At 59.9% G+C, this 22,626-nt stretch carries 17 protein-coding genes; 13 read left to right on the top strand and 4 right to left on the bottom strand.

Going from position 1 to position 22,626, the window contains the following annotated elements; all coding sequences use genetic code 11:
* The first annotated feature begins 64 nt into the window (after positions 1–64).
* The 11 genes from IPM89_02795 to IPM89_02745 all read left to right on the top strand — a co-directional run bounded on the left by IPM89_02795 (position 65) and on the right by IPM89_02745 (position 13,240).
* Entirely contained in the window at positions 65–1,288 is a 1,224-nt protein-coding gene (locus IPM89_02795; protein ID QQS55758.1) for an ABC transporter substrate-binding protein, read from the top strand.
* 346 nt (positions 1,289–1,634) lie between these two features.
* A complete protein-coding gene (locus IPM89_02790) occupies positions 1,635–1,904 on the top strand; it encodes a hypothetical protein (protein QQS54790.1) in 270 nt (89 codons plus the stop codon).
* A gap of 719 nt (positions 1,905–2,623) precedes the next feature.
* The gene (locus IPM89_02785; GenBank protein QQS55757.1) at positions 2,624–3,163 is read left to right on the top strand and encodes a response regulator; all 540 of its coding nucleotides are present in this window, start codon (positions 2,624–2,626) and stop codon (positions 3,161–3,163) included.
* Between the two features lie 95 nt (positions 3,164–3,258).
* Entirely contained in the window at positions 3,259–3,624 is a 366-nt protein-coding gene (locus IPM89_02780) for a response regulator (GenBank protein QQS55756.1), read from the top strand.
* Positions 3,625–3,650: 26 nt separating this feature from the next.
* Entirely contained in the window at positions 3,651–4,196 is a 546-nt protein-coding gene (locus tag IPM89_02775) for a chemotaxis protein CheW (protein QQS54789.1), read from the top strand.
* A gap of 84 nt (positions 4,197–4,280) precedes the next feature.
* Positions 4,281–5,555, top strand: coding sequence for an ABC transporter substrate-binding protein (locus tag IPM89_02770; GenBank protein ID QQS54788.1), 1,275 nt, complete (start codon positions 4,281–4,283; stop codon positions 5,553–5,555).
* 126 nt (positions 5,556–5,681) lie between these two features.
* On the top strand, positions 5,682–6,425 hold the full coding sequence (locus IPM89_02765; GenBank protein QQS54787.1) for a PDC sensor domain-containing protein: 744 nt from the start codon (positions 5,682–5,684) through the stop codon (positions 6,423–6,425).
* A 44-nt stretch (positions 6,426–6,469) separates the two neighbouring features.
* Positions 6,470–8,263 (top strand): HAMP domain-containing protein, encoded by a 1,794-nt coding sequence (locus IPM89_02760; protein QQS54786.1) that lies wholly within the window; start codon positions 6,470–6,472, stop codon positions 8,261–8,263.
* 60 nt (positions 8,264–8,323) lie between these two features.
* The gene (locus IPM89_02755; GenBank protein ID QQS54785.1) at positions 8,324–12,298 is read left to right on the top strand and encodes a response regulator; all 3,975 of its coding nucleotides are present in this window, start codon (positions 8,324–8,326) and stop codon (positions 12,296–12,298) included.
* Complete coding sequence (locus tag IPM89_02750) at positions 12,295–12,777, top strand: chemotaxis protein CheW (protein ID QQS54784.1); 483 nt, start codon at positions 12,295–12,297, stop codon at positions 12,775–12,777. The genes IPM89_02755 and IPM89_02750 overlap by 4 nt, the downstream gene beginning before the upstream one ends.
* Complete coding sequence (locus IPM89_02745) at positions 12,764–13,240, top strand: hypothetical protein (protein ID QQS54783.1); 477 nt, start codon at positions 12,764–12,766, stop codon at positions 13,238–13,240. The genes IPM89_02750 and IPM89_02745 overlap by 14 nt, the downstream gene beginning before the upstream one ends.
* A gap of 46 nt (positions 13,241–13,286) precedes the next feature.
* Here the strand turns inward: IPM89_02745 and IPM89_02740 are convergent, their stop codons facing one another.
* A complete protein-coding gene (locus tag IPM89_02740) occupies positions 13,287–14,567 on the bottom strand; it encodes a hypothetical protein (GenBank protein QQS54782.1) in 1,281 nt (426 codons plus the stop codon).
* A 270-nt stretch (positions 14,568–14,837) separates the two neighbouring features.
* On the opposite strand from IPM89_02740, the gene IPM89_02735 reads away from it, so the two are divergent.
* The gene (locus IPM89_02735; protein ID QQS54781.1) at positions 14,838–17,123 is read left to right on the top strand and encodes an EAL domain-containing protein; all 2,286 of its coding nucleotides are present in this window, start codon (positions 14,838–14,840) and stop codon (positions 17,121–17,123) included.
* A gap of 146 nt (positions 17,124–17,269) precedes the next feature.
* Positions 17,270–17,923: an adenylate kinase gene (locus tag IPM89_02730; GenBank protein QQS54780.1), complete on the top strand. Its 654-nt coding sequence runs from the start codon at positions 17,270–17,272 to the stop codon at positions 17,921–17,923.
* Between the two features lie 105 nt (positions 17,924–18,028).
* Here the strand turns inward: IPM89_02730 and ilvB are convergent, their stop codons facing one another.
* The 3 genes from ilvB to IPM89_02715 all read right to left on the bottom strand — a co-directional run bounded on the left by ilvB (position 18,029) and on the right by IPM89_02715 (position 22,623).
* A complete protein-coding gene (ilvB, locus tag IPM89_02725) occupies positions 18,029–19,825 on the bottom strand; it encodes a biosynthetic-type acetolactate synthase large subunit (protein QQS54779.1) in 1,797 nt (598 codons plus the stop codon).
* Between the two features lie 96 nt (positions 19,826–19,921).
* The gene (locus IPM89_02720; protein QQS55755.1) at positions 19,922–20,986 is read right to left on the bottom strand and encodes an ABC transporter ATP-binding protein; all 1,065 of its coding nucleotides are present in this window, start codon (positions 20,984–20,986) and stop codon (positions 19,922–19,924) included.
* A gap of 2 nt (positions 20,987–20,988) precedes the next feature.
* Complete coding sequence (locus IPM89_02715; protein ID QQS55754.1) at positions 20,989–22,623, bottom strand: iron ABC transporter permease; 1,635 nt, start codon at positions 22,621–22,623, stop codon at positions 20,989–20,991.
* Between the last annotated feature and the right edge of the window lie 3 nt (positions 22,624–22,626).

The following is a 22,626-nucleotide window of genomic DNA, read 5'->3' as shown; positions in this document are numbered from 1 at the left end:
GGAGATAGTCATGTCCATATTCAGTCAAGGGCTAAAAAGCCCAAGAAATAATTGGCCAGCAACGATGCGCTCTTATTTGCTGCTTATGCTAAGTTTGATTGCGGCGAGCGGCGTTCAAGCCTTGGCGGAGGAAGCGGGAGTAACCAGCACCGCCGTCAAAATCGGCGGGGTGATGGATTTGAAGGGTCAGTCCAATGAGCTGGGTCTAGGAATGGAAGCGGGTATCAATGCTGCGCTCAAGGGAGAGAAAATCCAAAACCGGGCGATTGAATTTATGGCGCTCAACGATTTCTATAACCCCGCGGATACGATCAAATCTACCAACCAATTGATTGACCAAGGAATATTTCTTATGCTGGGTAGTGTGGGTACTCCCACGGCAAAAGTCGCCCTTCCAATTCTGGCCGAAAACAAGGTTCCCGCCGTTGGGTTTTTCACCGGCGCCGGTCTCTTGCGGCCCGGCGTTGGCGACATTGTCAACTTTCGCGCCAGCTACGTTCAGGAAATCACCAATACGATTGAGGCCGCCCTTTCCGCGGGCGTGAAGCCCCAAGAGATTTGCGCCTATGTTCAGAACGATGCCTATGGCATGGCCGGCGTCTTGGGAATTAAGGAAGTGCTATCAAAACAACCCGGCATGGCTGAGGTTGTCGGCAAACTAGAGCAAATCCTTGCCATGCAAGGGGATGAGCCGGCTCGTAATGGGATTGGGCCCGTCGGTGTTTATCTTCGTAACGCGAACCGTGCGAGAGAAGGTTATCTGTCGCTGAAACAATGGGAACAGGCGGCGGGCACACATTGCCGCTTAGTGGTGACGGTAGGAACATATTCTCCGATTGCCTCCTTCATCGGTTATTCGCGCTACAAGGGTGACCATTGGGTCGTCAGCGCGGTATCTTTTACCGGTGCCGACAACTTAATGAAAGCCTTGGTGGATCACAAGGTAACCGACAAGGTCATCCTGACTAACGTTGTACCTGCTTTGGATTCGCAGCTGCCCATTGTGGAAGAAGCCCGCAAAGCCCTTGGAAACCAATTGGGTTACGTATCGCTGGAAGGATTCATCGTCGCTAAGATGTTTTTGGCAATCGCGCGCAATATTAAAGGCGAGATCACCCGCGAAAATTTCCTTCGCGCCGTGCGTGGCCAGACCTTCGATTTGGGCGGCTTGAAGCTGGATTTCACCAACGATAATCAGGGCTCCGATTTCGTGCAACTGGCCTATCTCGATAATGGAGAATTGAAGAGTACTACGCCCCAACAACTGGCCAAAGTATTTCAACCGTGAAGTTGTGATGGGGAGTCCGAGACTGTCGATTCCACAACTGGTATGGGAGCGCTATATAGCGCTCCTCAATGAATCGTAGTCGACTCAGGAGCGAACCCCCCAAACCCATACGCGCCGACTTAACGCCCTATCTTTTCTGGCGTAAACGCTGATGTGGGGCGACCCCGACCACAGGTGAACCTGGTGCTGCTGATGGACGGCCAGCCGGCCCTGTGGGATACCCACCGCCGCGACTTTGGGCGACACCGCGCGGGTCGAGATTCTCGACCCGCTCCATGCCACCGGCTATCTATGGGAAGCGGCGCATCTCTTTCACGCGCCCGGCGGTGACCTGGCGCTGAAATGAATGAAGTTGCTGATGGGTGGCTTGCTGGGCGGCATGGGCACCGGCGTGATCCGCTGGTTGCAACAGTTGGCTAACTATTTCGACCGTCATCGCGACTGGATTCACCATGATCGGCACCTCGCCGCCGGTTACCCCATCGCCTCTGGCGTGATCGAGGGCGCCCGCCGCCCTGTGGTCAAGGACGGGATGGAACGGACCGGGATGCGCTGGACTCCGCTGGGCGCCCAGACGCTACTCAAATCAAATCAAACCGCGCGGCGTCGTTCATGAACCACTCCATCCACCAGGAAACACCCGGCTCCAGACGACTCCCCGCTCCAACCGCAATCTGCCTGGCTCCGCCTCGTGGCTTCAGCCATGGACATGCTCGACTGGTTACGCCCTTTGCCAAATCCAGTCCGATCATCGTCATCTTCATCGCGGTCGCCCCTTGTCGTTACATGGATGCCTTCGTTTCTTCACTTTGGTATATCGATGCCGTCCTTAGGAAGGGACGACTATGTATGAGCTGGACCTTATTTTTTTCCTTCCTAATCTTGAATTAAAATTTCTGTTGGCTAAAATAAATATGCAATTGTATCATAAATGGGCCTTGGTCACGCTACCATGGGGAAATCCATGGGGAAACCCATGACGGATGTCGTTCTTGGCTTATGGTTACTACCAACATTAATGATAATCCGGGTTTCGACAAAGTCATCCTGGACAACGAACAATAGAAGTATGGAAGGAGGAGGGGCAAGGATCTTATGAGCGATAAGAAATCCTTTAAAGTCGCTTTAATCGGAATTCCCGAAAACGAGCGCAATGTTCTGAGAAATATCTTCAAGCTTTCTCTTTACCGTCCTAACACCTACTCCTTTGCCACTGCTGGCGAACCAATCCAAATATTGATGGTGGACGCGGAAAACCCAAGCGCAATGGAGGAATGGCGTTCCTATAAGCCTGCCACACCTAATGAAAGCTCATCTTCTTCCCTAGTCAGCATAATGATCGCCAAAGATCAGCTGGCTAATGAATTCCCCTATACCCTGCACCGACCCTTTATCGCGACTCGCGTACTTAGTGTATTAGATCGGGTTGCCAATCAAATATCGACCGTTCCCACCGAAGAACGCACTATCAGCGAAACATCGATAGCTGGCGGAACCTCGGAGCAAACTCTCAAGGCTTTGGTAGTAGATGATAGCAGTACGATCAGAATGCAGGTTGAGCTGGAATTAAAGCTACTTGGGATTCGAACCGACACCGCCGAATCTGGTGAGCAAGCTTTCGAATTACTCTCTAAAAATGACTACGACATCATTTTTCTGGACGTAATCTTACCCGGGGTTGACGGCTATCAGATCTGCAAGACGATCAAAAAAGATAAAACCAAAAAGAAAACGCCGGTCATCATGCTGACCAGCAAATCGTCACCCTTCGACCGGGTCAGAGGCGCATTGGCCGGCTGCGACACCTATCTAACCAAACCCGCCAAACAAAATTCCTTTCAGAAGGTAGTCAAGAAATACCTGAAAACGCCCTAAATGAGCTGATGTCCTGCCTTTGAGAAATAGCGGGAATGGCCCATGCTAGATCGATGATGTTATGTTTTAGCCAACGAAAATTTAAGGAGACCTCCATGCCGATACGAAAAGTCCTTGTCGTCGATGATTCCCCGACGGATCTGGCCAATATCAAAAGCATCCTCGGTGAGGCGGGTTGCGTCATCGTTACCGCCACCAATGGCAAGGATGCCATCGAAAAAGCCACGGAGGAAAAACCGGATCTGATTTTCATGGACATCATCATGCCCGATATGGACGGCTATGCCGCTTGCCGTTCGCTCGGCAACCAGGCGGAAACCAAAAATATTCCGGTGATCTTCGTCACCAGTAAAAGCCAAAAGGCCGACCGACTGTGGGCGCAGATGCAGGGTGGCAAGGGATTTATCACCAAACCCTACACAGCGGACGCTATCACGGATCAACTGAAAGCGTTTCTGTAAACCGTCCTGGTCCGATGGGAAACCCTATGAACGACAAGGCTGACCGGATTCCCCGACGCTGGCTGGAACCCAGCGCGGCGCTCAACCGCTTCAAACCGCCACCCGGCATCATGGGCGGACTGGCCGCCACCGAACGTCGGCGCGCACGGTACGGTTTCTGGATCGGCGACATCGGTTTGCTCATCGACCAGGACACCACCAGCGAGGTGCTGGAACGATGGGTGATTTATCCGCTACCTAACGTACCCTCCTGGTTTCTCGGGCTGATCAACCTGCGCGGCAATTTGGTGCCGATATTCGACGTGAAACAGTTCTTGCAAATGGAAGAAGGCGCCCGGGAAAAACGCTGGCTGCTGATCCTGGACCAGGGTGAGGGTACGGTCGGCTTTTTTATCGATGGTCTACCTCAGCCCGTAAGTGCCCACCAAGCCCTCCCCCGCTTACCACCATTGCCGGCCGCATTGCGAATCCATATCGCCGGAGGCTACTCGCAGGACGACCAAACCTGGCTGGGGTTCGACCACCGAAGCTTTTTCCGAACCCTGGGTCAACAAGTCGCTGGAATATCCTGATTCCGGCCAAAAATAAGCCTGGAGCGGCGCGCTCTAGAAAATATCTCGGTGGAACAACCGAATAAAACAAAGGGAGCTACTCGCATGCACATACAAAACGACGCCACCGCCAGCACCCTCACGGCAGGCCGACGACGGATGAAGGGTGGCATGGCTCTGGGGCTACTGCTCGGCTTTTGCGCGGCCACACCCTGGAGTTGGGCCGAAGACCCAGGCATTACCAGTAACAGCATCCGCATCGGCGCCACCATTCCCCTGGAAGGGGACTTCAGAGTGTATGGCCTATCGATGAAACGTGGGATGGAGGCGGCGCTGGCCGACCAAACGGTGCAGAAACGTCGCATCGAGTTCATCGCGATCAACGACTTTTACAACCCCGCCGAAGCGGTTAACGCTGCCCAGCAATTAATTGAAAAAGGGATTTTTGCAATGGTCAATAGTTTCGGCTCGCCGACCACCAAAGCGGTGCTGCCGCTACTGGCCGAAAATAAAGTACCCGCGATCGGCTTTTACACCGGTGCGGCCTTTACTGGGCCAGGCGATGTGTTGAACTTCCGCGCCGGCTACGCCAAGGAAGTGGAGACGGTGGTGGAGACAGCGCTGGCGGCGGGCCTCAAACCGACCGAAGTGTGCGCCTACGCCCAAAACGACGCTTACGGCATGGCCGGCATTCAGGGATTCCGCGCGGCTCTGGCCAAACAGCCCGGCACTGAATCCATTGTCGCCAAGGTAGACCAGATTCTGAACGCACCGGGGGATAACCCGACACGCAATGGCATCGGTCCAGTCGGCACTTACCAACGCGATACCCTGAGCGCGCGGCCCGGCTATCTCTCCTTGAAGAAATGGGAAACCGACACCGGTGACCGTTGCCGGTTAGTAGCCACCATTGCGGTATACGAGCCAACCGTCAAGTTTATGGGGTATGCTCGCTTCAAGGGCGAAGACTGGATTTTTAGCTCGCCATCGCCGGCGGCAGGCGAGCGGCTGGCGGATCTTCTCAAAGACCACAAAATTCGGGACAAGGTGATCGCCACTCAGGTCGTACCAGCGCCCAATTCACCGCTGCCGGTGGTCGTGGACGCACGCAAGGCATTGGGTAACGACCTGAATTACGTGTCGTTGGAAAGCTACATTGTCGGCAAGTTGTTCCTCGCAATCCTACAAGCGATCGACAAACCGCTGACTCGGGAAAACTTTCTCAAGGCCGCGCGCCGCCAGCCCTATGACATCGGCGGTATCCAGGTGGATTTCACCACCAGCAACCAAGGTTCCGATTTTATCCTGATGACCTTATTGCAAGACGGCCATTTCACGGTGATCGAGCCGAGCGATATCAACAAACTGTTCACCCAATAAATTTTGAGGAGATCTCCGCGCATACGCATAAGGAATGACTTTGGAGTCAGTGTGCTGGCACGGTGACAAGCCGGTGACGGTGGAAAGGTGAAATCGCTCTGAGGCGTAAGCCGCATCGACAACGCCGTGAGTCAGATCGGTCAGTTCGCGCGCCATCGCGGCTCCGCAATACTGGGCACTTGTCGTCAGGCATTTTTATGCCAGCGCCATGTAGAATTTTTGGTTTTTGTCAATCATGTTGTTATGAACAGACAACACCATGGTCTGAATTATTTGGAGGTTATTATGTACCATAAAACATTTCTTTCTTTTTTATTAACCGTGGCCTCAATGTCTGCGCTTGGGCAGCAGATGACTGATGCCCAACTTAAAGAACTACTTGATTCAAAAATTCGAGTCGTGCGAATTTTTTCAAACAACCCGGTTTTGGTCAAGGCGGTACAGAACCAAAATGCTGAAAAATTGAGCCTGGATACGATTAAACAAAGAGATCGGGAATGGAGCAATACTGGAGAACCCACTTCTTTCATGCTATCTTTACAACAAAATAAGGCAGGGGTTTTCCTAAAAAAACGGATAGACACCAACTCCGCTTTCAGCGAGGCATTTTTGACGGATAATCAAGGAGCCAATGTAGCCATGTACCCTCCCACCAGTGATTATTGGCAAGGGGATGAAGAGAAATGGACCGCTTCTTTCAACGGTGGCAAGGGCCAGGTTTTCGTGGGAAAAATTGAACAGGATGCAAGCACTGGCACTGCTTCTACCCAGATTTCCGTACCAGTGATTGATCAAAACAAGACGATTGGCGTTTTGGTGATGGGTATCAAATTAGATTACATTAAAGAAAAACAAGCCAGAAATAAATAACTTCCTGGCTAATTTCAAAATAACTTAAAAGCGAGATATAGATTATGCGTAATCTTAAAATCGGTACACGTCTTTTTCTTTTGCTGTTAGTTCCGCTAGTGATATTGCTGATTATCGGCATTGACGCTTATATAGGTCTTGTTGCCGCTAACAAAGTTTTTACAAAAATCGATAAAGAGTTGAGTGAGATAAACTTCTTTACTTCCCTGTCCGCGACAGTCCGCACGGATTTGCAGGAAGTAGCTAATGGAGTGAGCTATGGCACGATAAGCTGGGAAGAAGCCGACCGACGACTGGTGTCCGCCAAGCCTGAATTTGAGCGGATTTGGAACGGCTATCTTGCCACCGCGGAGGAAGCCCGCAAGGAAATCACGCAAGATACCTTCGGCCCAGAAGTCGCAAACATCACCCAGGCGTTTGAGGAATTACAGAGCCTCGTCAAAGGGCGAGACCACGCCCGATTGACCCTGTACTTGGAAAACGAGCTATCCGGTTTGACTGTTTCTTTCTTCGACGCTTTGCAAGCCCTGACATTAACCACTCAGCAAGAAGCGCAAGAGGGCCTTGAAAACACTGCACAAGCAAACGATAGATTCCTGACCCTACTGACCATACTGGGCATTGCCGGTATCCTGTTTTCGGGTTTACTGGGATTTTATATTTACAGATCCATCTCAACGACTCTACAACGCTTAACGGGTACCGTACAGGGGGTCACCGCGGGTGACTTTACTATCCGCTCCGCGGTGACGGGCAGCGATGAACTGGCGACTTTGGGGCAGGCATTCGACCGGTTGCTGGATGAGAGACTGGCTGTATTGGTGCAGACGGAGAAAGAGAATGAAACACTGAATGACTCCATCATCAATCTGCTGCAAGCGGTGTCCCTGATTAGCCAGAGAGACCTGACCGTCCATGTGCCGGTCACCGAGGATATGACCGGACCGGTGGCGGACGCCTTGAACCTGCTCACCAGCGAAACCGTCACGGTATTGAAGGGTGTGACCCGCATCTCCGAGGAAGTGGCGACCGCGTCCGACAAGGTGAAAACACAGTCCGATGCGGTAATCGTCGTGGCTGAAAACGAGCGGCTGGCCGTGGATCAAACCGCCGTCGACTTGATCGCCGCGTCCGAAACCATGCAACAGATCGCCCAACTGGCACAGGAATGCAGCGCCACGGCTGAAACCACCATCAAGACCACCCAAGCGGCGCTGCAAGCAGTGACCAGTACAGTCAGCGGTATCAACAGCACCCGCGACACCATCCGCGAAACGGAAAAGCGTATCAAGCGATTGGGTGAACGCTCCCAAGAGATCAGCGGCGTGGTGAACCTGATCAACACCATCGCCGAACGCACCCACATCCTGGCGCTAAACGCCAGCATGCACGCGGCCTCGGCCGGCGAGGCGGGCCGGGGCTTCGCGGTCGTGGCCGACGAAGTACAGCGGCTGGCGCAAAACGCCCGCGAAGCGACTTCGCAAATCGCCACTCTGGTCAGCAATATCCAGATCGAAACGGCGGACACGGTGAATGCGATGAACACCGCCATCAGCCAGGTGGTGGACGGTAGCCGGCTAGCGGAACAAGCTGGCGAACAAATGCAACTCACTCAGGAAACCACCACCGAGCTGGTAACCGCCGTGCAGCAAATCGCCTCCCGCTCACAGGAACAGGCACGGATCAGCAACGAACTATTGGGCCGTGCCGAACAAATTCAAGCCAGCACCCAGCAAACCAGCCAACAGTTGCTGGAGCAGACCGTGCAGACCACCAATCTGGTGGAATACGCCAAAAATCTGTTGAACTCTGTGCGTGTGTTCCGGCTGCCGGCCTAAGGGCGACCCCCCCATGCCCGCCGCCGGGTTGCTGCTGCTTGCGAGAGGAGTTTAGCGCTGATGCTGATATCGGAAGAAAGCATTGCGGTATTGGAAGCCGAGGTCGCCGAAGCGCTCGGCATTTTGGAGGGATTGCCCGCTGAAAACGGCGGAGCCGATCAAGACGGGATCACCGCGGCGATCCGCCGTTATGCCGAGCAGGTGGAACGTATCGGTTTAGCGGCTGGCGAGGCTGGTTTTTCGGGGCTGCAGGACACTTGTCTGTTATTTCAGGAAAACCTGACGGCCCTGAGCGCCCGAGGGGGGCTCAGCGACACCGAACGGGAACGACTGGAGGAATGGCCGACACTGGTCATTGGCTATCTGATGTCTCCGAGCGACTCGCAGGCCAGCGATGCGCTGCTCGAGCATTTGCAAAACCCAGTTTGGAGTACGCCGCTGCCGGCGGCGGAAGCCCAGGTACTGCGCGATCTGCTGATACCAGCCGAATCGGCGCCAGGTCGGGAAGAGTCGGGCGAAACGCCGGAAACCTGGGCTGAACCCACCGAACCGGTCACCGTTATAACGAAAGAAACGGTGGCGAAACTTCTTCAGGCGGAAACCGGCGTTCGCCCTTCTCCCGCGACGCTCTCCCCAGAAAAGGGGGCAGAACCGGTAACCGACAGCTCCGCATGGGCTCCTTCCCCTTTGATCGGAGAGGACGGAGATCGGAAATTCGAAGGATTGACACCCGCAATACTTCCGGTGGAACCACCCGACTCCACCACCGCGCCACCACCGGCGCTGGCCGGCGAACCGACGATCCCGATCGCGGTCGAGCCTCAAATCGACACCGGTCATGCCACAGCCGCCCCTCCGGCGGCGGAACCGCAACCGGTTATCGAAGCCGCGCCGGAAACTTTCGCCACCGCGACCGTCGAGGAAACGACGCCCGCCACGGCGACAGAACCCACGCAAGAAGCCCCTGTAGTGACTCCGTTGGAATCGCTCGAGGTTGCGGCGACTGGAACCCTTGAGCAAGAACTGGAGCCTCCTGTCGTAACCGTCAGCGACACACCATTGACCCCCCTTCGGGAAGGAACGGGTTTCGCGGCGGAAACGGAAGACCTGGAAGCCACGGAAGACCTGGAAGCCACGGAAGACCTGGAAGCCACGGAAGATCTGGGAAGTCCGGCAACATCGTTCGCGCCAGACGCCGCCCAGCAGGAACTGTTGGAAATCCTTTGCGAGGAAATCGCACAGATCGCCGAAGCCACCACTGAAGTTTTGGCTGTGGTCTCGGCCGCCGACAGCGCACCCGAAACCCGCGCCGAAGCTTGGTCCGGCTATGCCGAATACCTGGAGCGACTGGGAGAGGCTTCGGCCTCCATCAACTTGACAGGCCTACAACAAGCCTGTGCCTATCTGTACACCAACCTGCTCGAACTGGCTGCTCAGGATGGCCCGCTGCATCCGGAGCAGCAGCGCGTGGTGGGCGCCTGGCCCGCGCTGGCGCTTAGCTACCTGCGAGCGCCCGACGACCGCTCGACATGCGAAGCACTGATTCGGCATCTGCAAGAGACTCACTGGCCGCAACCGCTGGCAGCCGCCGACGCGACCGCGCTGAGCGATCTGCTGCTTGCGCCGAAGTTGGTCACCGAGGAAGCCGATGCGGAAGCCCGGCCGCAACAGGCACAACCCAGCGATGTATCGCTGGAACTACCGGCCGATGTCAATCAGGACTTGCTGGATGGCTTGCTGCAGGAACTGCCCCAACAAGCCGCGGACTTCTCCACCGCCATCCAACGGCTGGCCGCCGGCGATGGCCAACTCGCCGACATGGAAGTGGCGCGGCGCATCGCCCATACCTTGAAGGGCGCCGGCAACACCGTTGGGGTGCGTGGCATCGCCACTCTGACCCACCACATGGAAGATATCCTGCAAGCACTCTCCAAGCATGGCGTGCTGCCCAACCGACCGCTGGCCGATACCCTGCTCAACGCCGCCGACTGCCTGGAAACCATGAGCGAGGCGCTACTGGGCATGAGTGAGCCGCCGCCGCAGGCGCTGACCGTGCTGCAAACCGTGTTGGACTGGGCCAACCGCATCGACCGGGTGGGAGTGCCCGCCAGCGACGAAATCCCGCCCCCGGCGACTGCCCGACCGGAAGAGCCTCCCGCCGCCGCCGCACAACCGCCAGAAACCGCGCTCGCACCGCAGCAACCCGCCGCTTCGACCACCGAAACGGCCTTGCGGGTTCCCGCCCATCTAGTGGACAACCTACTGCGACTGGTGGGAGAAAGCATCATCCTCACCGGCCAAGTACAGGAGCGGATTCGTAAAACCATTGATCACACTCGAGCAGTGGCGGCGCAAAATCGGCTGTTCCAGGGCCTGACCGCCGAGCTGGAACAACTGGTCGATGTCCGCAACGTATCCTCGCCACTATCCAAATCGATACAGCGCGGCGATTTCGACCCCCTGGAACTGGAACAGTACAACGAACTTAACACGGTTACTCACCGGTTGGTGGAAACCGCCATCGACGCCCGCGAGATGAACCGCGCCGTGGAGGACAACCTGGTACTGCTGGATTCGCTGCTGGTAGACCAGGGCCGTCTACACCGGGACAGCCAGGAAGCGGTGCTGCGTACCCGCATGGTGCCCATTCAAACCATGGTGCCCCGGCTACAACGCAGCGTGCGCCAAACCTGCCGGCTGGTGGATAAGGAAGCGGAACTGGTGGTACGCGGCGCCGACACCCCCATGGACAGCAACGTGCTCAACAACATGGTCGATCCGTTGATGCACATCCTGCGCAACGCGATCGATCACGGCATCGAGTCGCCCCACCAGCGCCAGCGTCTGGGCAAACCCCAAGCGGGACGGATCGAGCTGCATTTCATGCGCGAGGGCAACAACATCGCCATCCACTGCCGGGATGATGGCGCCGGGCTGGATCTGGCGGCGATCCGCCGGACGGCGGAAGAACGTGGCCTGCTCGCCCCCGACAAACCGCTGGAGCCGGACAAGCTGGCCCGGTTGATCCTGCTGCCGGGATTCTCCACCCGTGGCTCGGCGACTCAAACCTCGGGGCGCGGCATCGGCATGGACATGGTCTACAGCCGGCTGTTGGACATGAAAGGCTCGCTGCGTATCCAGACCGAAGCGGGCAAGGGTTGCCTGATGGAATTGCGGCTACCGGTCACCCTGATCTCCACCCACGCGCTGCTGTTGCGTGTACGGGACCAGATCTATGCCCTCTCCGATCGCGGCGTCGAACAAATCCTGTACTCCGGAGCCGGCAAGATACAGACGCTGGGCAAAATAACCACCTACCGACTGGGCAACGACACTCACGAACTCACCTTGCTGGAAAACCTGCTCAATCTGCCGCAAGACCGGCGCGAGCACGACCGCAGCGCGGCGCCGGTGCTGCTGGTGCGAGAAGAAACCGGTAGCCTCCAAGCCGTGCTGGTGCAGGAAGTGTTGGACAGCCGCGACTTGGTGGTCAAAAACATGGGCCAATACATCCCCACACTCCCCGGCATCGTGGGCGCCACCATCCTTGGCGACGGCAGCGTGGCGCCGGTGCTGGATCTGCCCGAGCTGTTGCGCACCCGCACCGCCGGCCAGCGGTTACCGACGGCCGCTGCCCAATCGGCGAAATCCGCCGCCTCCGTCCCCCACCGACAAATCGTGCTGGCGGTGGACGATTCGCTGAGCGCGCGCCGTTCGCTAGCGCAGTTCGTGCAAGACGCCGGCTTCGAAGTGCGTACCGCGCGCGACGGCCTGGAGGCGATCGAAATCATCAACGGCCAGCGCCCAGACCTGGTATTAGCCGACTTGGAGATGCCGCGCATGAACGGCCTGGAGCTAACCGCGCATCTGCGGGCCAACCAGCCCACCCACGATTTACCGGTCATCATGATCACCTCGCGCTCCACCGCCAAGCACCGGAATGAAGCCGAGACCGTCGGCGTCGATACTTATCTGACCAAGCCGTTCATGGAAGACGAACTCATCGAACAGATACACAGGTTATTGCACTCATGAGCCAACCCCTTCGAAACACGGTGGCCGAACCGCGGGAGACTCGGGCGTTGGCCAAGCTAACCCTGGGTGGATACTCATGGCTATTGCCACAAACGGAGATCAGGTCCCTGGAATCGCTCCTCGATATCGACCAAGAGGTGCAAGCACCGCGAAGTATCGGCGCCATCGCGCTCGGCGGTGAGTGGTGGCCGGTGTACTGCCTATCCAGCGAATTGCGGCTATTGCCGCAACTACCGGACAATCGACGGATCTGTGCGTTACTGGATAATGGCGCCGATCGCTTCGGCTTGCTTTGCGATCAGGTCGAAACGCTCGCCAAAGCCCCGCGCCTGCTGGCGCTGCCGGCCTGCATGGGGTCGCCGGACTCCCCCGTTCAGGCGCTGGCACCGCTTGACGAGGGGCTGGGTTGTGTGACCGACACCGAGCATCTGGCGGCGTTGCTCGCCGCGCTCGCGGAGGATGCCGGTGGCCACCACTGAAAGCCCGAGGGAAAGCACGGCCTGGATGCTGGCGCTGGACGATCGACTGCGCGCCGCCGTGGGCGAGCGTGAGCTGATCCACATGATCGAGGCGCCCACACTGCTGGAAGTGCCGCTGAGCCCGTACTACTGCCGGCAGGCGATCCTGTGGAACAACCTCCTGTTGCCGGCGATGGATTTGGCCGCCTGGCTATGGGGGCGGGGGCAACCGACGTGGCAAGAGCGGAAGCTAGCCGGCGTGGTCGCCTACCAGCCGCGGATGGACGAGACCGAGTACGGTGTATTGCTGCTGCGCGATATTCCAGAGCGTGTGCAAGTCTCCGACACCCAAGCTTGCAAGTTACCCGAACAACCGAGCGGCTGGCACGACCTGGCCATCTCTTGCTTCCTCGACGCCGAAACTCCGGTACCCATCCTGGATCTGCCCCTTATTTTCAGCGGTAGGCTGCTGACGACACGGTAGCGCCGCTCCCGTGCCCGCAGGCCGCCCACGACTGGCCAGCCTCCAATCAATCGGCCGTATCGTCCTGCGCCATCGCGGTCGTTTCCGGCCGCAAGGCACCGGCTTGCAGCCACCCATCCCGCAATTCGCAGCTTGCCGGAAAGGCCCAGAGTTGACCGAGCGTATCGGGGTCGCCGTACTTGAGATGACTGGTGGCCAGCATCCGCCCCTGCCGGCGGCCATCGCCCTGACCGTACACCACCGTCATCGAATTCGGCTCCAATCCCGCATCCCCCCAATCCACCAACAGCAGATGCGCGTCACCCCGCCGCCAGCGCCGCACCGCCGGCAACCGCGCCGACTTGCCGTAACCCGCGAACACCGCGCCGTCGGCCAGCCGGATGCCGAACTGATAAAGCTGCTTTTTTCGATCAGCGGATGGCCACCCCCCGTACAACGTGGGTCCCAGCCATAGTTCCAGGCGGTCGTCATTGATCCAGTTTCCAGACACCACCGGAGTCCGCCCCACATCGCGCACCTGTGCCAGCAGGGTATGGGCCGACAGCAACAGCAACTTGAGATCGCTCCGCGCTTCCGGGGTCGGACCACCATGCACGATAAAACCATCTTCCTCGTTGCCGGTGGCCCTCAGCGTCAGCGCGCAACTGCCCAAACCGGCGGATTGTCGTTCCAGCGCCGCTAGTTCGTCGCCGCCGTGCTCAAGCTGGGGAATCGCGATAAACCGGCCGATGGCGCTTTCCCGGTCACAACCGACTGTCGCATCGGCATCCAGCGTCTCCTCGGCCGGCGATGGATTAAGCCAGCCGCGCTGTCGCAGCGCTCGAAAATCGGTTTCGGTTTCCAGGCAACCACCGCCCAAGGTGTGATAGCTGGCCTCCCGACGTAGCAGCGGCCGCTCCGGCATCAGTTGATAGCTTGCACCGATCTCCCAGCGCCAGGCACTGCCGCCGACCCGGTCGAGCGTGATGCGGTTCGGACTGATCGTGACGACATCCTCCCCGATTCCGGAAGCACCATAGCCATCGTTGCAAAAGGCGAACAAGCGCCGATGAACGGCCTTGCCATCCCGGCCAACCTGCTTGAGCCAGTAATCCTCGGGATAAGGCCGACATTGCCGCCCTTCGGCATCGGCGGGCTGATTTTCGCTACCCAGCGCGAGGTGTAGCACGGCCAGTGACGTGCCGTCGGCGGCCCTGCCGGCATCCAGCGTCTCGATAATCCGACACTCCGGCCGATCCTGGCAAACCGCGCCCCGTTCGGTGGACAGCGTGTCGCCGGCGACCGCCATGGAACCGAAAATGGCGGCCAATCCCACCATCCACGGCACCCATCTAAAAATCCTGTAAACCGACTCATTCATCATCGAAACTCGCTCCGATTTTTCGGATGAAATCGACTCGCCAAAAAGACGCGGGCAACCTTAGTGAAACACACCATGAAGAACTAGCATCATTATTAGCGATGCCCCATCAAATTATCGGGTAGAAACCCGCAACGGAAGTTTGTAAGAATACTGTCGCAAATTGCACCATGCGCTTGCGTTAAATAGCCGCTGTCGGCTTTTTGCCACCTAAAGCAACCGCTCCCTCCACCCGAGATGAGACCAGAAGGTATCGTGCTGCACCCACTGCAACCGTTTCCACTCTTGTCCTCGACCGCCCACCCCCATGGGGCTCGCGATCTAAAAGTGCGCCTGGAAGAAATCGCCCAGGTATTTAGCCTGGTTGGCACCGGCCACTCCCTGCGCGAGGCGCTGGACGAGCTTTGCAAGCTGATCGAACGCTGGATGCCCGACGCCTACTGCTCGATTCTGCTGCTTGAAGAAGGACGCTGGCTGCGCCATGGCGGCAGCGTTCGGCTGCCCGCCGAATATATCCGTCAGGCGGACGGCCTGGAGATCGGACCCGAGGTCGGCTCATGCGGCGCGGCGGCCTGGCGGAAACGGCAAATCGTCGTCAGCGATATCGACACCCACCCGTACTGGCGGGGTATCCGGGACATCGCCCGCTGCTTCGGACTGGCCGCCTGTTGGTCCACGCCGATCCTGAGCGACGATCAGTCGGTGCTGGGCACCTTCGCCGTCTACTACCGCGAAAAGCGCGAACCGACCGAAGCCGAACTGAGCCTGATCGACCAGGTGACCAGTACCGCCCGGCTGCTGCTCGAACTCCATCGAACCGAAGCGGAGCTGCGGCAATCGCGGCAAATGTTGCACACCATTCTCGATAGCGTGCCGGTCCGCATCTTCTGGAAGGATCGCGAATCGCGTTATCTGGGCGCCAACCGGCTTTTTCTGCAAGACGCCCGCCTTGCTCATCTTGACGACCTGCTGGGCAAAACCGACCTGGACCTGCCGTTCGAGCCCGCCACCGCCGCCCGCTACCGCGACGACGACCGCGCGGTGATGGCGTCGGGCCAGGCCAAACTCGATTTCGAGGAGCCGGGCTACCATGCCGATGACTCGGAGGCCTGGTTTCACACCAGCAAAGCCCCGCTGATCGACGCCGACGGGCACATTATCGGCGTGTTGGGTGCTTATGCCGACATCACCGCGCAAAAGCAGGCCGAGGCGCAAATCCGCCAACTGGCGTACTACGATACCCTGACTGGTCTGCCCAACCGCAGGCTGCTGCTGGACCGCATCGACCAGGCGCTGGCGGTGGCGAATCGGGCCGGCCACAAGGTCATCGTGCTCTTTGTCGACCTCGACCGTTTCAAGCGGATCAACGATTCCCTGGGACATGCGGCGGGCGATGTCTGCCTGCGGCAGGTCGCTCGTCTGTTGAGCGCGGTGGTACGGCAGGAGGACACCATCGGCAGGATGGGCGGCGACGAGTTTCTCGTCGTGCTGCCCGATGCCCGGCACGGCCGGGACGCCGTGCGGGTCGCCAAACTGATCCAGCAGGCGCTGGCGCGGCCACTGTCGATCATGGGACACGAATTCAGCCTAGGCACCAGCATCGGCATCAGCATCTTCCCCGACGACGGCCGCGACACCGAAACCCTGATCAAGAACGCCGACATTGCCATGTACCGCGCCAAGGAAAGCGCTCGTAACAGCTATCAATTCTACACATCGGACCTGAACGCTCCGGTGCTGGCGGCGCTGGAAACGGAAGCGGCTTTGCGCGGCGCGCTGGAACGAAACGAACTACTGCTGTACTACCAACCGCGGGTCGAACTGGCCAGCGGCCGCTTGATCGGTCTGGAAGCGCTGGTCCGTTGGCGGCGTCCCGGCTTTCCTGATGTGCTGCCACCGGCCGAATTCATCCCGCTGGCCGAAGACCGCCGACTGATCGGCCAATTGGACGAATCGGTGCTGCGCGAGGCATGCCGGCAAAATCGCGCCTGGCAACAGGCTGGGCTACCGGTCGTGCCGATCACGGTCAATCTGTCGGCGCGACAGATCTCAACGCGTGCCCTACCCGCCACCATCGCCACCATCCTGGCGGAAACCGGGCTGGAACCCAGTGCCCTGGAACTGGAGATGAGCGGAGAGGCCCTGCTGGCCGATACCGGATTTCTGCCGCGGTTATTACAAAACCTGCGGGCACAGGACGTGCGCTGCGGTATCGACGATTTCGGCGGCAGCTCCTTCAAGCCGCGCCGCCTATGCGAGCTGCCGGTACACCAACTGAGCATCGACCGCTCTTTCCTGCAAAATCCGGCTCAGGATACCGACAATCGGGTGATCATCGGCATACTCATCGATCTGGGGCACGCGCTGGGGATGAGCGTCGTGGCCAAGGGGGTGGAAACCGCCGAACAGCTGGCGTTTTTGCAGGCGCGGCACTGCGACGGAATTCAGGGATTTCTCATCGGCAAGCCGGCGCCGGCCGTCGAAGCGATGCAATGGTTACGGCAACCCACATGGCACTTCTGAACAATCCTGACGCTCTCGAACCAACAGAGCGGCGATTATCCGAATCCAGCCGGAACCATGGTTTATAATTCCAAGCGGTGCTGGACGGCGCGCTTGCGGCGACCGGAAATCATTTGAACCCGTCATCGGATAACGAGGAACAATTCATGCGACTGATTCTGTTGGGCGCCCCGGGCGCCGGCAAGGGCACCGTGGCCAAGCTGCTGACGCAGATCGATGGCTCGGTGCAGATCTCCACCGGCGATATCCTGCGTAGCGCGGTACAGGCTGGCACGGAGTTGGGTAAGCAAGCAGACGCTTACATGAAAGCCGGTGACCTGGTGCCGGACGATCTGATCATGGGCATCATGGAAAAGCGCTTACAGGAACCCGATTGCGCCAAAGGCTTTCTGCTGGACGGTTTCCCGCGCACCATCCCGCAGGCCGAGGCGCTGAAGGTGCTGCTGAACAAATTAGGGATCAAGCTGGATGTCGTGGCCAATATCGAAGTGCCGCGCGAGGAGATCCTCCAGCGCCTGACCACTCGCCGCACCTGCTCCAATACCAGTTGCCAAGCCATTTACAACATCAGGAGCAACCCGCCCAAGGTGGCGGGGGTCTGCGACAAGTGCGGCAGTCCGGTGGTGCAGCGCGAAGACGAGACCGACGAAGCCATCGGCAAGCGCCTCGACACCTATTTGGAAAAGACTGCCCCGCTGATCGAGTTCTACCGCCAAAAAGGATTGTTGCTCATCGTCGATTCCCCCACCAGCGAGGGGATAGTGGAAACCATACAACAGCAGATCGCCGCCGGCGCTTAAGCTCCCTTCCCTTCCCTTTCCATGCCCTCACGACCCGGCCCCTGAACCCTCGCATAGCGGCGATCAGGGGATCGGTATCCGTTCCAACGCCCTGACTCATCGAATTCACCCGCCGCCGTCGAGATCGTGGATGATATCGGCCAGGGTCCCGCCGGGTGGGATCATCGGTTTGACATCCTCGGTCCGTTCGACCCAGACATCGACCACGCAGGGACCCTCATGCGCCAGCGCCCGCTCGATGCCCGCCCGGATCTGCTCCGGGCGAGTGATCCGCAGGGTTTCGATACCGGGAAACACTCGCCCCAGATTGAGAAAATTGGGATTGGGCATTCGGCATTCCTTGCTCTCGATACAGGCCGGATCGCAGTCGCTGGTCCGGACCAGGCAGGTCTCGTAATGATGCCCCTCATTGAACATGTCCTCCCACTGCCGGACCATGCCCAGAAAGCCGTTGTTGAGGATGAATGCCTTGACCGGAATTCGATGGGCGGCAATGGTGGCCAGTTCCTGGAGATTCATCTGGAAACTGCCGTCACCGTCGATGCAGAGGATCGTCTTGTCGGGCCGGGCGTAACAGGCGCCGATGGCGGCCGGCAGGCCGAAGCCCATGGTGCCGAGCCCGCCCGAACTGATCCATTGACGCGGTTCCTGGTAGTTGTAGAACAGAGCCGCCCACATCTGATGCTGACCCACGCCGGTGACCACGATGCCGGTCCGGTGGGTCAGGCTGGAAAGTTCCTCGATGAACTGTTGCGGCTTGATGAAATCACCACCCGCCCGATAACGGGGCGCAAACCGCTGTTTCCAGTCCCGCACCGTGTCCAGCCACTCGGCAACGTCGGCACCGTCCAGATCGAGATCGTTGGCGTAGGCGAGAAAATCGCGGGCGTTGGCCCGCAGCGCGTAAGCCACCGAAATGGCCTTGTTGATCTCGGTCGCGTCGATGTCCACATGGGCGAGGTCGATGCCCCGGCCGAACTCCCGCACCGCGACCCGATCATCGAAACGGGCGCCGATGGACAGGATGAAATCCGCCTCTCGCAAAGCCCCATTCGCGGCGACGGTCCCGTGCATGCCGGGCATGCCCAAGCACAGTGGGTGATCGTGTGGGACCGCGCCCAAACCCATAAAGGTCAGCGCGACCGGCAGACGGTATTTTTCCACGAACCGCCGCAGTTCCTGACCGACCCCGGCGCTGACGACGCCGCCGCCGGCCAGAACCACCGGCCGCCTGGCTTGCCGCAACGCCGCCAGCAGGCGATCGGCGGCACCCCGCTTCATCGAGGCTCGCGGGCGATAGCCGCGCAAGGTCCTGGCTTGTTGTTGGGAGGTTGCGCAACCGACCAGGGCGCTCTTGCAGATATCGACCACCACCGGCCCCGGCCGGCCACTACCGGCGACGAAAAAGGCCTGGCGCAGCACGCCAGCCAGTTCGGCGGTGTCCTTGACCAGGTAGTTGTGCTTGGTGATGGAGCGGGTAATGCCCACCATGTCCACTTCCTGGAAGGCGTCCTTGCCCAGCATGGCGCTGGGCACCTGCCCGGTGATGAACACGCAGGGCACCGAGTCCTTGTAAGCGTCGGCGATGGGAGTGACCAGATTGGTGGCCCCCGGCCCGGAGGTGACCAACGCAACCCCGGTCCGGCCGCTGGCCCGGGCGTAGCCCTCGGCGGCGTGGCCCGCCCCGCCCTCCTGCCGGAACAGGACGAAACGGGGCGCTTGCCGCCCCTGCCGCATTCTGAGGTTGAGTTCGGCGTGCAGCGGGATGATGGCCCCGCCGGTATGGCCGAACAGGTAATCGACGCCGAGTTCGTTCAGCACGTCGATGGCGATTTCGGCGCCGCTTTGCTCGGACGGCGTTTGCACCTCGGGCCGAGCGGCGGGTTCTTGCAATTCCGACATGACTCTATCTTCCGGGTTGATCCATCACTGGGTTTTCATGGATGCTGGCAATCAAGAGCTTATTTTGCCAGCACTCGGACCCAGCGGACACCCGTATCATCCACTCGCGCCATTCCCCCGCCGAAACATCACCAGATGATCGATGTCCAGCCGGATGCCGATGCGCTGCCCCAGCGCGTGATTGTGATGGCTGGGCGCCAGACACAGCAGCCGCGCGCCACTGGACAGCCTTAGGGTGTATAGAAACTCCGCTCCTCGAAACGCCCGGTCCACCACCTCCGCCAACAGTGGGCTGTCGTCGTCATGCACCACATCGTCCGGCCGAACCAGCACCTCCACCTGCTCGCCCGCCACGCAGTGGCCATCCGACGACATCCCCCCAATCTCGCCCAGTTCCGTACTCACCCGCCCCTCACCGCCCAGCCGGCCGGGTAAGAACACACCCTGCCCGATGAAATCGGCGACGAAACGGTCGGCCGGTCGGTGGTAAAGGTTGTAGGCGCTATCCCACTGCAACAGCTGGCCCTGATGCAGCACGCCGATCTCGTCGGCGAAGGCGAATGCCTCGAACTGATCGTGGCTGACCAGCAGACCGCTGGTACCCTCCCGCAGCAGGATGGTCCGCACCTCGCGCGCCAGCCCCTCGCGCAAGGTCACGTCCAGATTGGAGAATGGCTCGTCCAGTAACAGTAGTCGCGGTCGGGGCGCCAGCGCCCGGGCCAGCGCCACCCGCTGCTGCTGGCCGCCGGAAAGCTGGTGCGGGTAACGCCCGGCATACTCCTCCAGCCCGATCAACCGCAACAACTCGGTCACCCGCGCCCGCCGTTCGGCCGCCTTCCAGTCGCACAGACCAAAGGCGATGTTGTCCGTGACGCTCAGATGCGGAAACAGCGCCAGATCCTGAAACATCAGGCCGATCCGTCGCCGCTCCGGCGGCAGCGTCCAGTCGGGCCGACTGAGTTCGACCCCCTCCAGTCGGATGGAACCGCGCCGTAATGGCTCGAAACCGGCGATGGCCCGCAGCAAAGTGGTTTTGCCGCAACCGCTGGGACCCAGCAGGCAACCGATACCGGCGCAGTGCATCCGCAAGCTCAGATCCCGGATCACTTTGCGCGGTGGATAGGCAACATCGAGAGCGATCAGTTCGAGAAAAGGCGTCATTGTCATTGTCCGGGCCTCGCGCGGCCGATGGCGCGGCTAAGCAGGATGACCGGCCCGACACCGGCCAGCACGATGGCCAGGGCGAAACCGGCCGAATCCGCCAGCCGCTCGTCCGAAGCCAGTTCGTAGGCCCGCACCGCCAGCGTATTGAAATTGAATGGCCGCAAAATCAGCGTCGCCGGCAGTTCCTTCAGCACGTCCACGAACACCAGCAACAGCGCGGTCAGCAAACTGCCGCGCAGAATCGGCACATGCACCCGCCACAGCACCGCGCGCGGCGTCGCCCCCAGGGCGCGGGCGGCATCGTCCATGCTCGGCCGGATGCGGGTCAAACCCGCCTCCACGCTGTGCAGCGCCACCGGCAGAAAGCGCGCGCAGTAGGCAAACAGCAGCGCGGCCAACGTCCCGCTCAGCAGCAGCCCGGTGGACACGCCGAACCATTCCCGCGCCCAGCCGTCCACGCTCCGGTCGATGGCGGCGAACGGCAGCATCACCCCGATGGCGATCACCGTGCCCGGCACCGCGTAACCCAGGCCCGCGCCGCGCACCGCCAACCGCACCAGCGGTCGCGGCCGCAAGCGTTGTCCGTAACCCAGCAGCAGCGCCAGTAACAAGGCCAGCCCGGCTGCTCCCGCCGCCAGCAGCAGGCTGTGCGCCGCCAGTTGCAGGAAGCGTGCATCCAACATCTGGGGCGCGGTTCGCGCCGCCCAAACCGCCAAGACGCTGGCGGGGATCACAAAACCCAACAGCAGCGGAATCAGGCAGGCCAGCACCGCCAGCCCGCCGAGTTTGCCCCGCAACGGCAGACGCGGCGACCGGTGCTGGCGGGCACTGGTCGGATGAAACCGCGCCTGCCGCCGCGACAGCCGCTCCATCACCAGCAGGGCAAAGACAAACAGCAGCAGCAGCGTGGCCAGTTGCGCGGCGGCGGTGGCATCGTTCATCCCGAACCAGACCCGGAAAATGCCGGTGGTGAAGGTGCTGACTCCGAAGTACTGCACCGTGCCGTAATCGGCCAGCGCCTCCATCTGCACCAGCGACACCCCGGCAATCAGCGAGGGCCGCGCCAGGGGCAACGCGACGCGGAAGAAACGCCGCCACGGACCGGCGCCCAGGCTGCGGCTAACCTCCAGCACCGCCGCCGACTGTTCGAGAAATGCCGCCCGCGCCAGCAGATAAACATAGGGGTACAGCACCAGCGTCAGCATCGCGACCGCCCCCGGCAGCGAGCGGATTTGCGGAAACCAGTAATCGTGCCGGGTCCAGCCGAAGGTCTCGCGCAGAACGGTTTGCAGCGGGCCGGCAAAATCCAGCAGGCCGGTATAGGTGTAAGCGATGATATAGGCGGGAATCGCCATCGGCAGCAGCAGCGCCCACTCGAATAGCCGCCGGCCCGGGAATTCGCACACGCCGGCCAACCACGCGGCTGGCACCCCGACCAGCAAGGTGCCGGCGCCGACCCCGAGCATCAGCAACACGGAATCCGTGACATAGTCCGCCAGCACGGTATCGACCAGATGCCGCCACACCGCGCCCGCCGGTTGCAACGCGGTGACGAACACGGTCAGCACCGGCAGCGCCAGCAATAAAGCGGTTCCGACCACCAGCAGCGTCCAGCGGTCGGCCCGCGCGGCCAGCGC

The sequence above is a fragment of the Candidatus Competibacteraceae bacterium genome (genome assembly GCA_016699715.1).
GTDB lineage: Bacteria > Pseudomonadota > Gammaproteobacteria > Competibacterales > Competibacteraceae > Competibacter.
The sequence above is the reverse complement of the archived record's forward strand: the minus strand, read 5'-3'. Positions and strand labels throughout refer to the sequence as shown.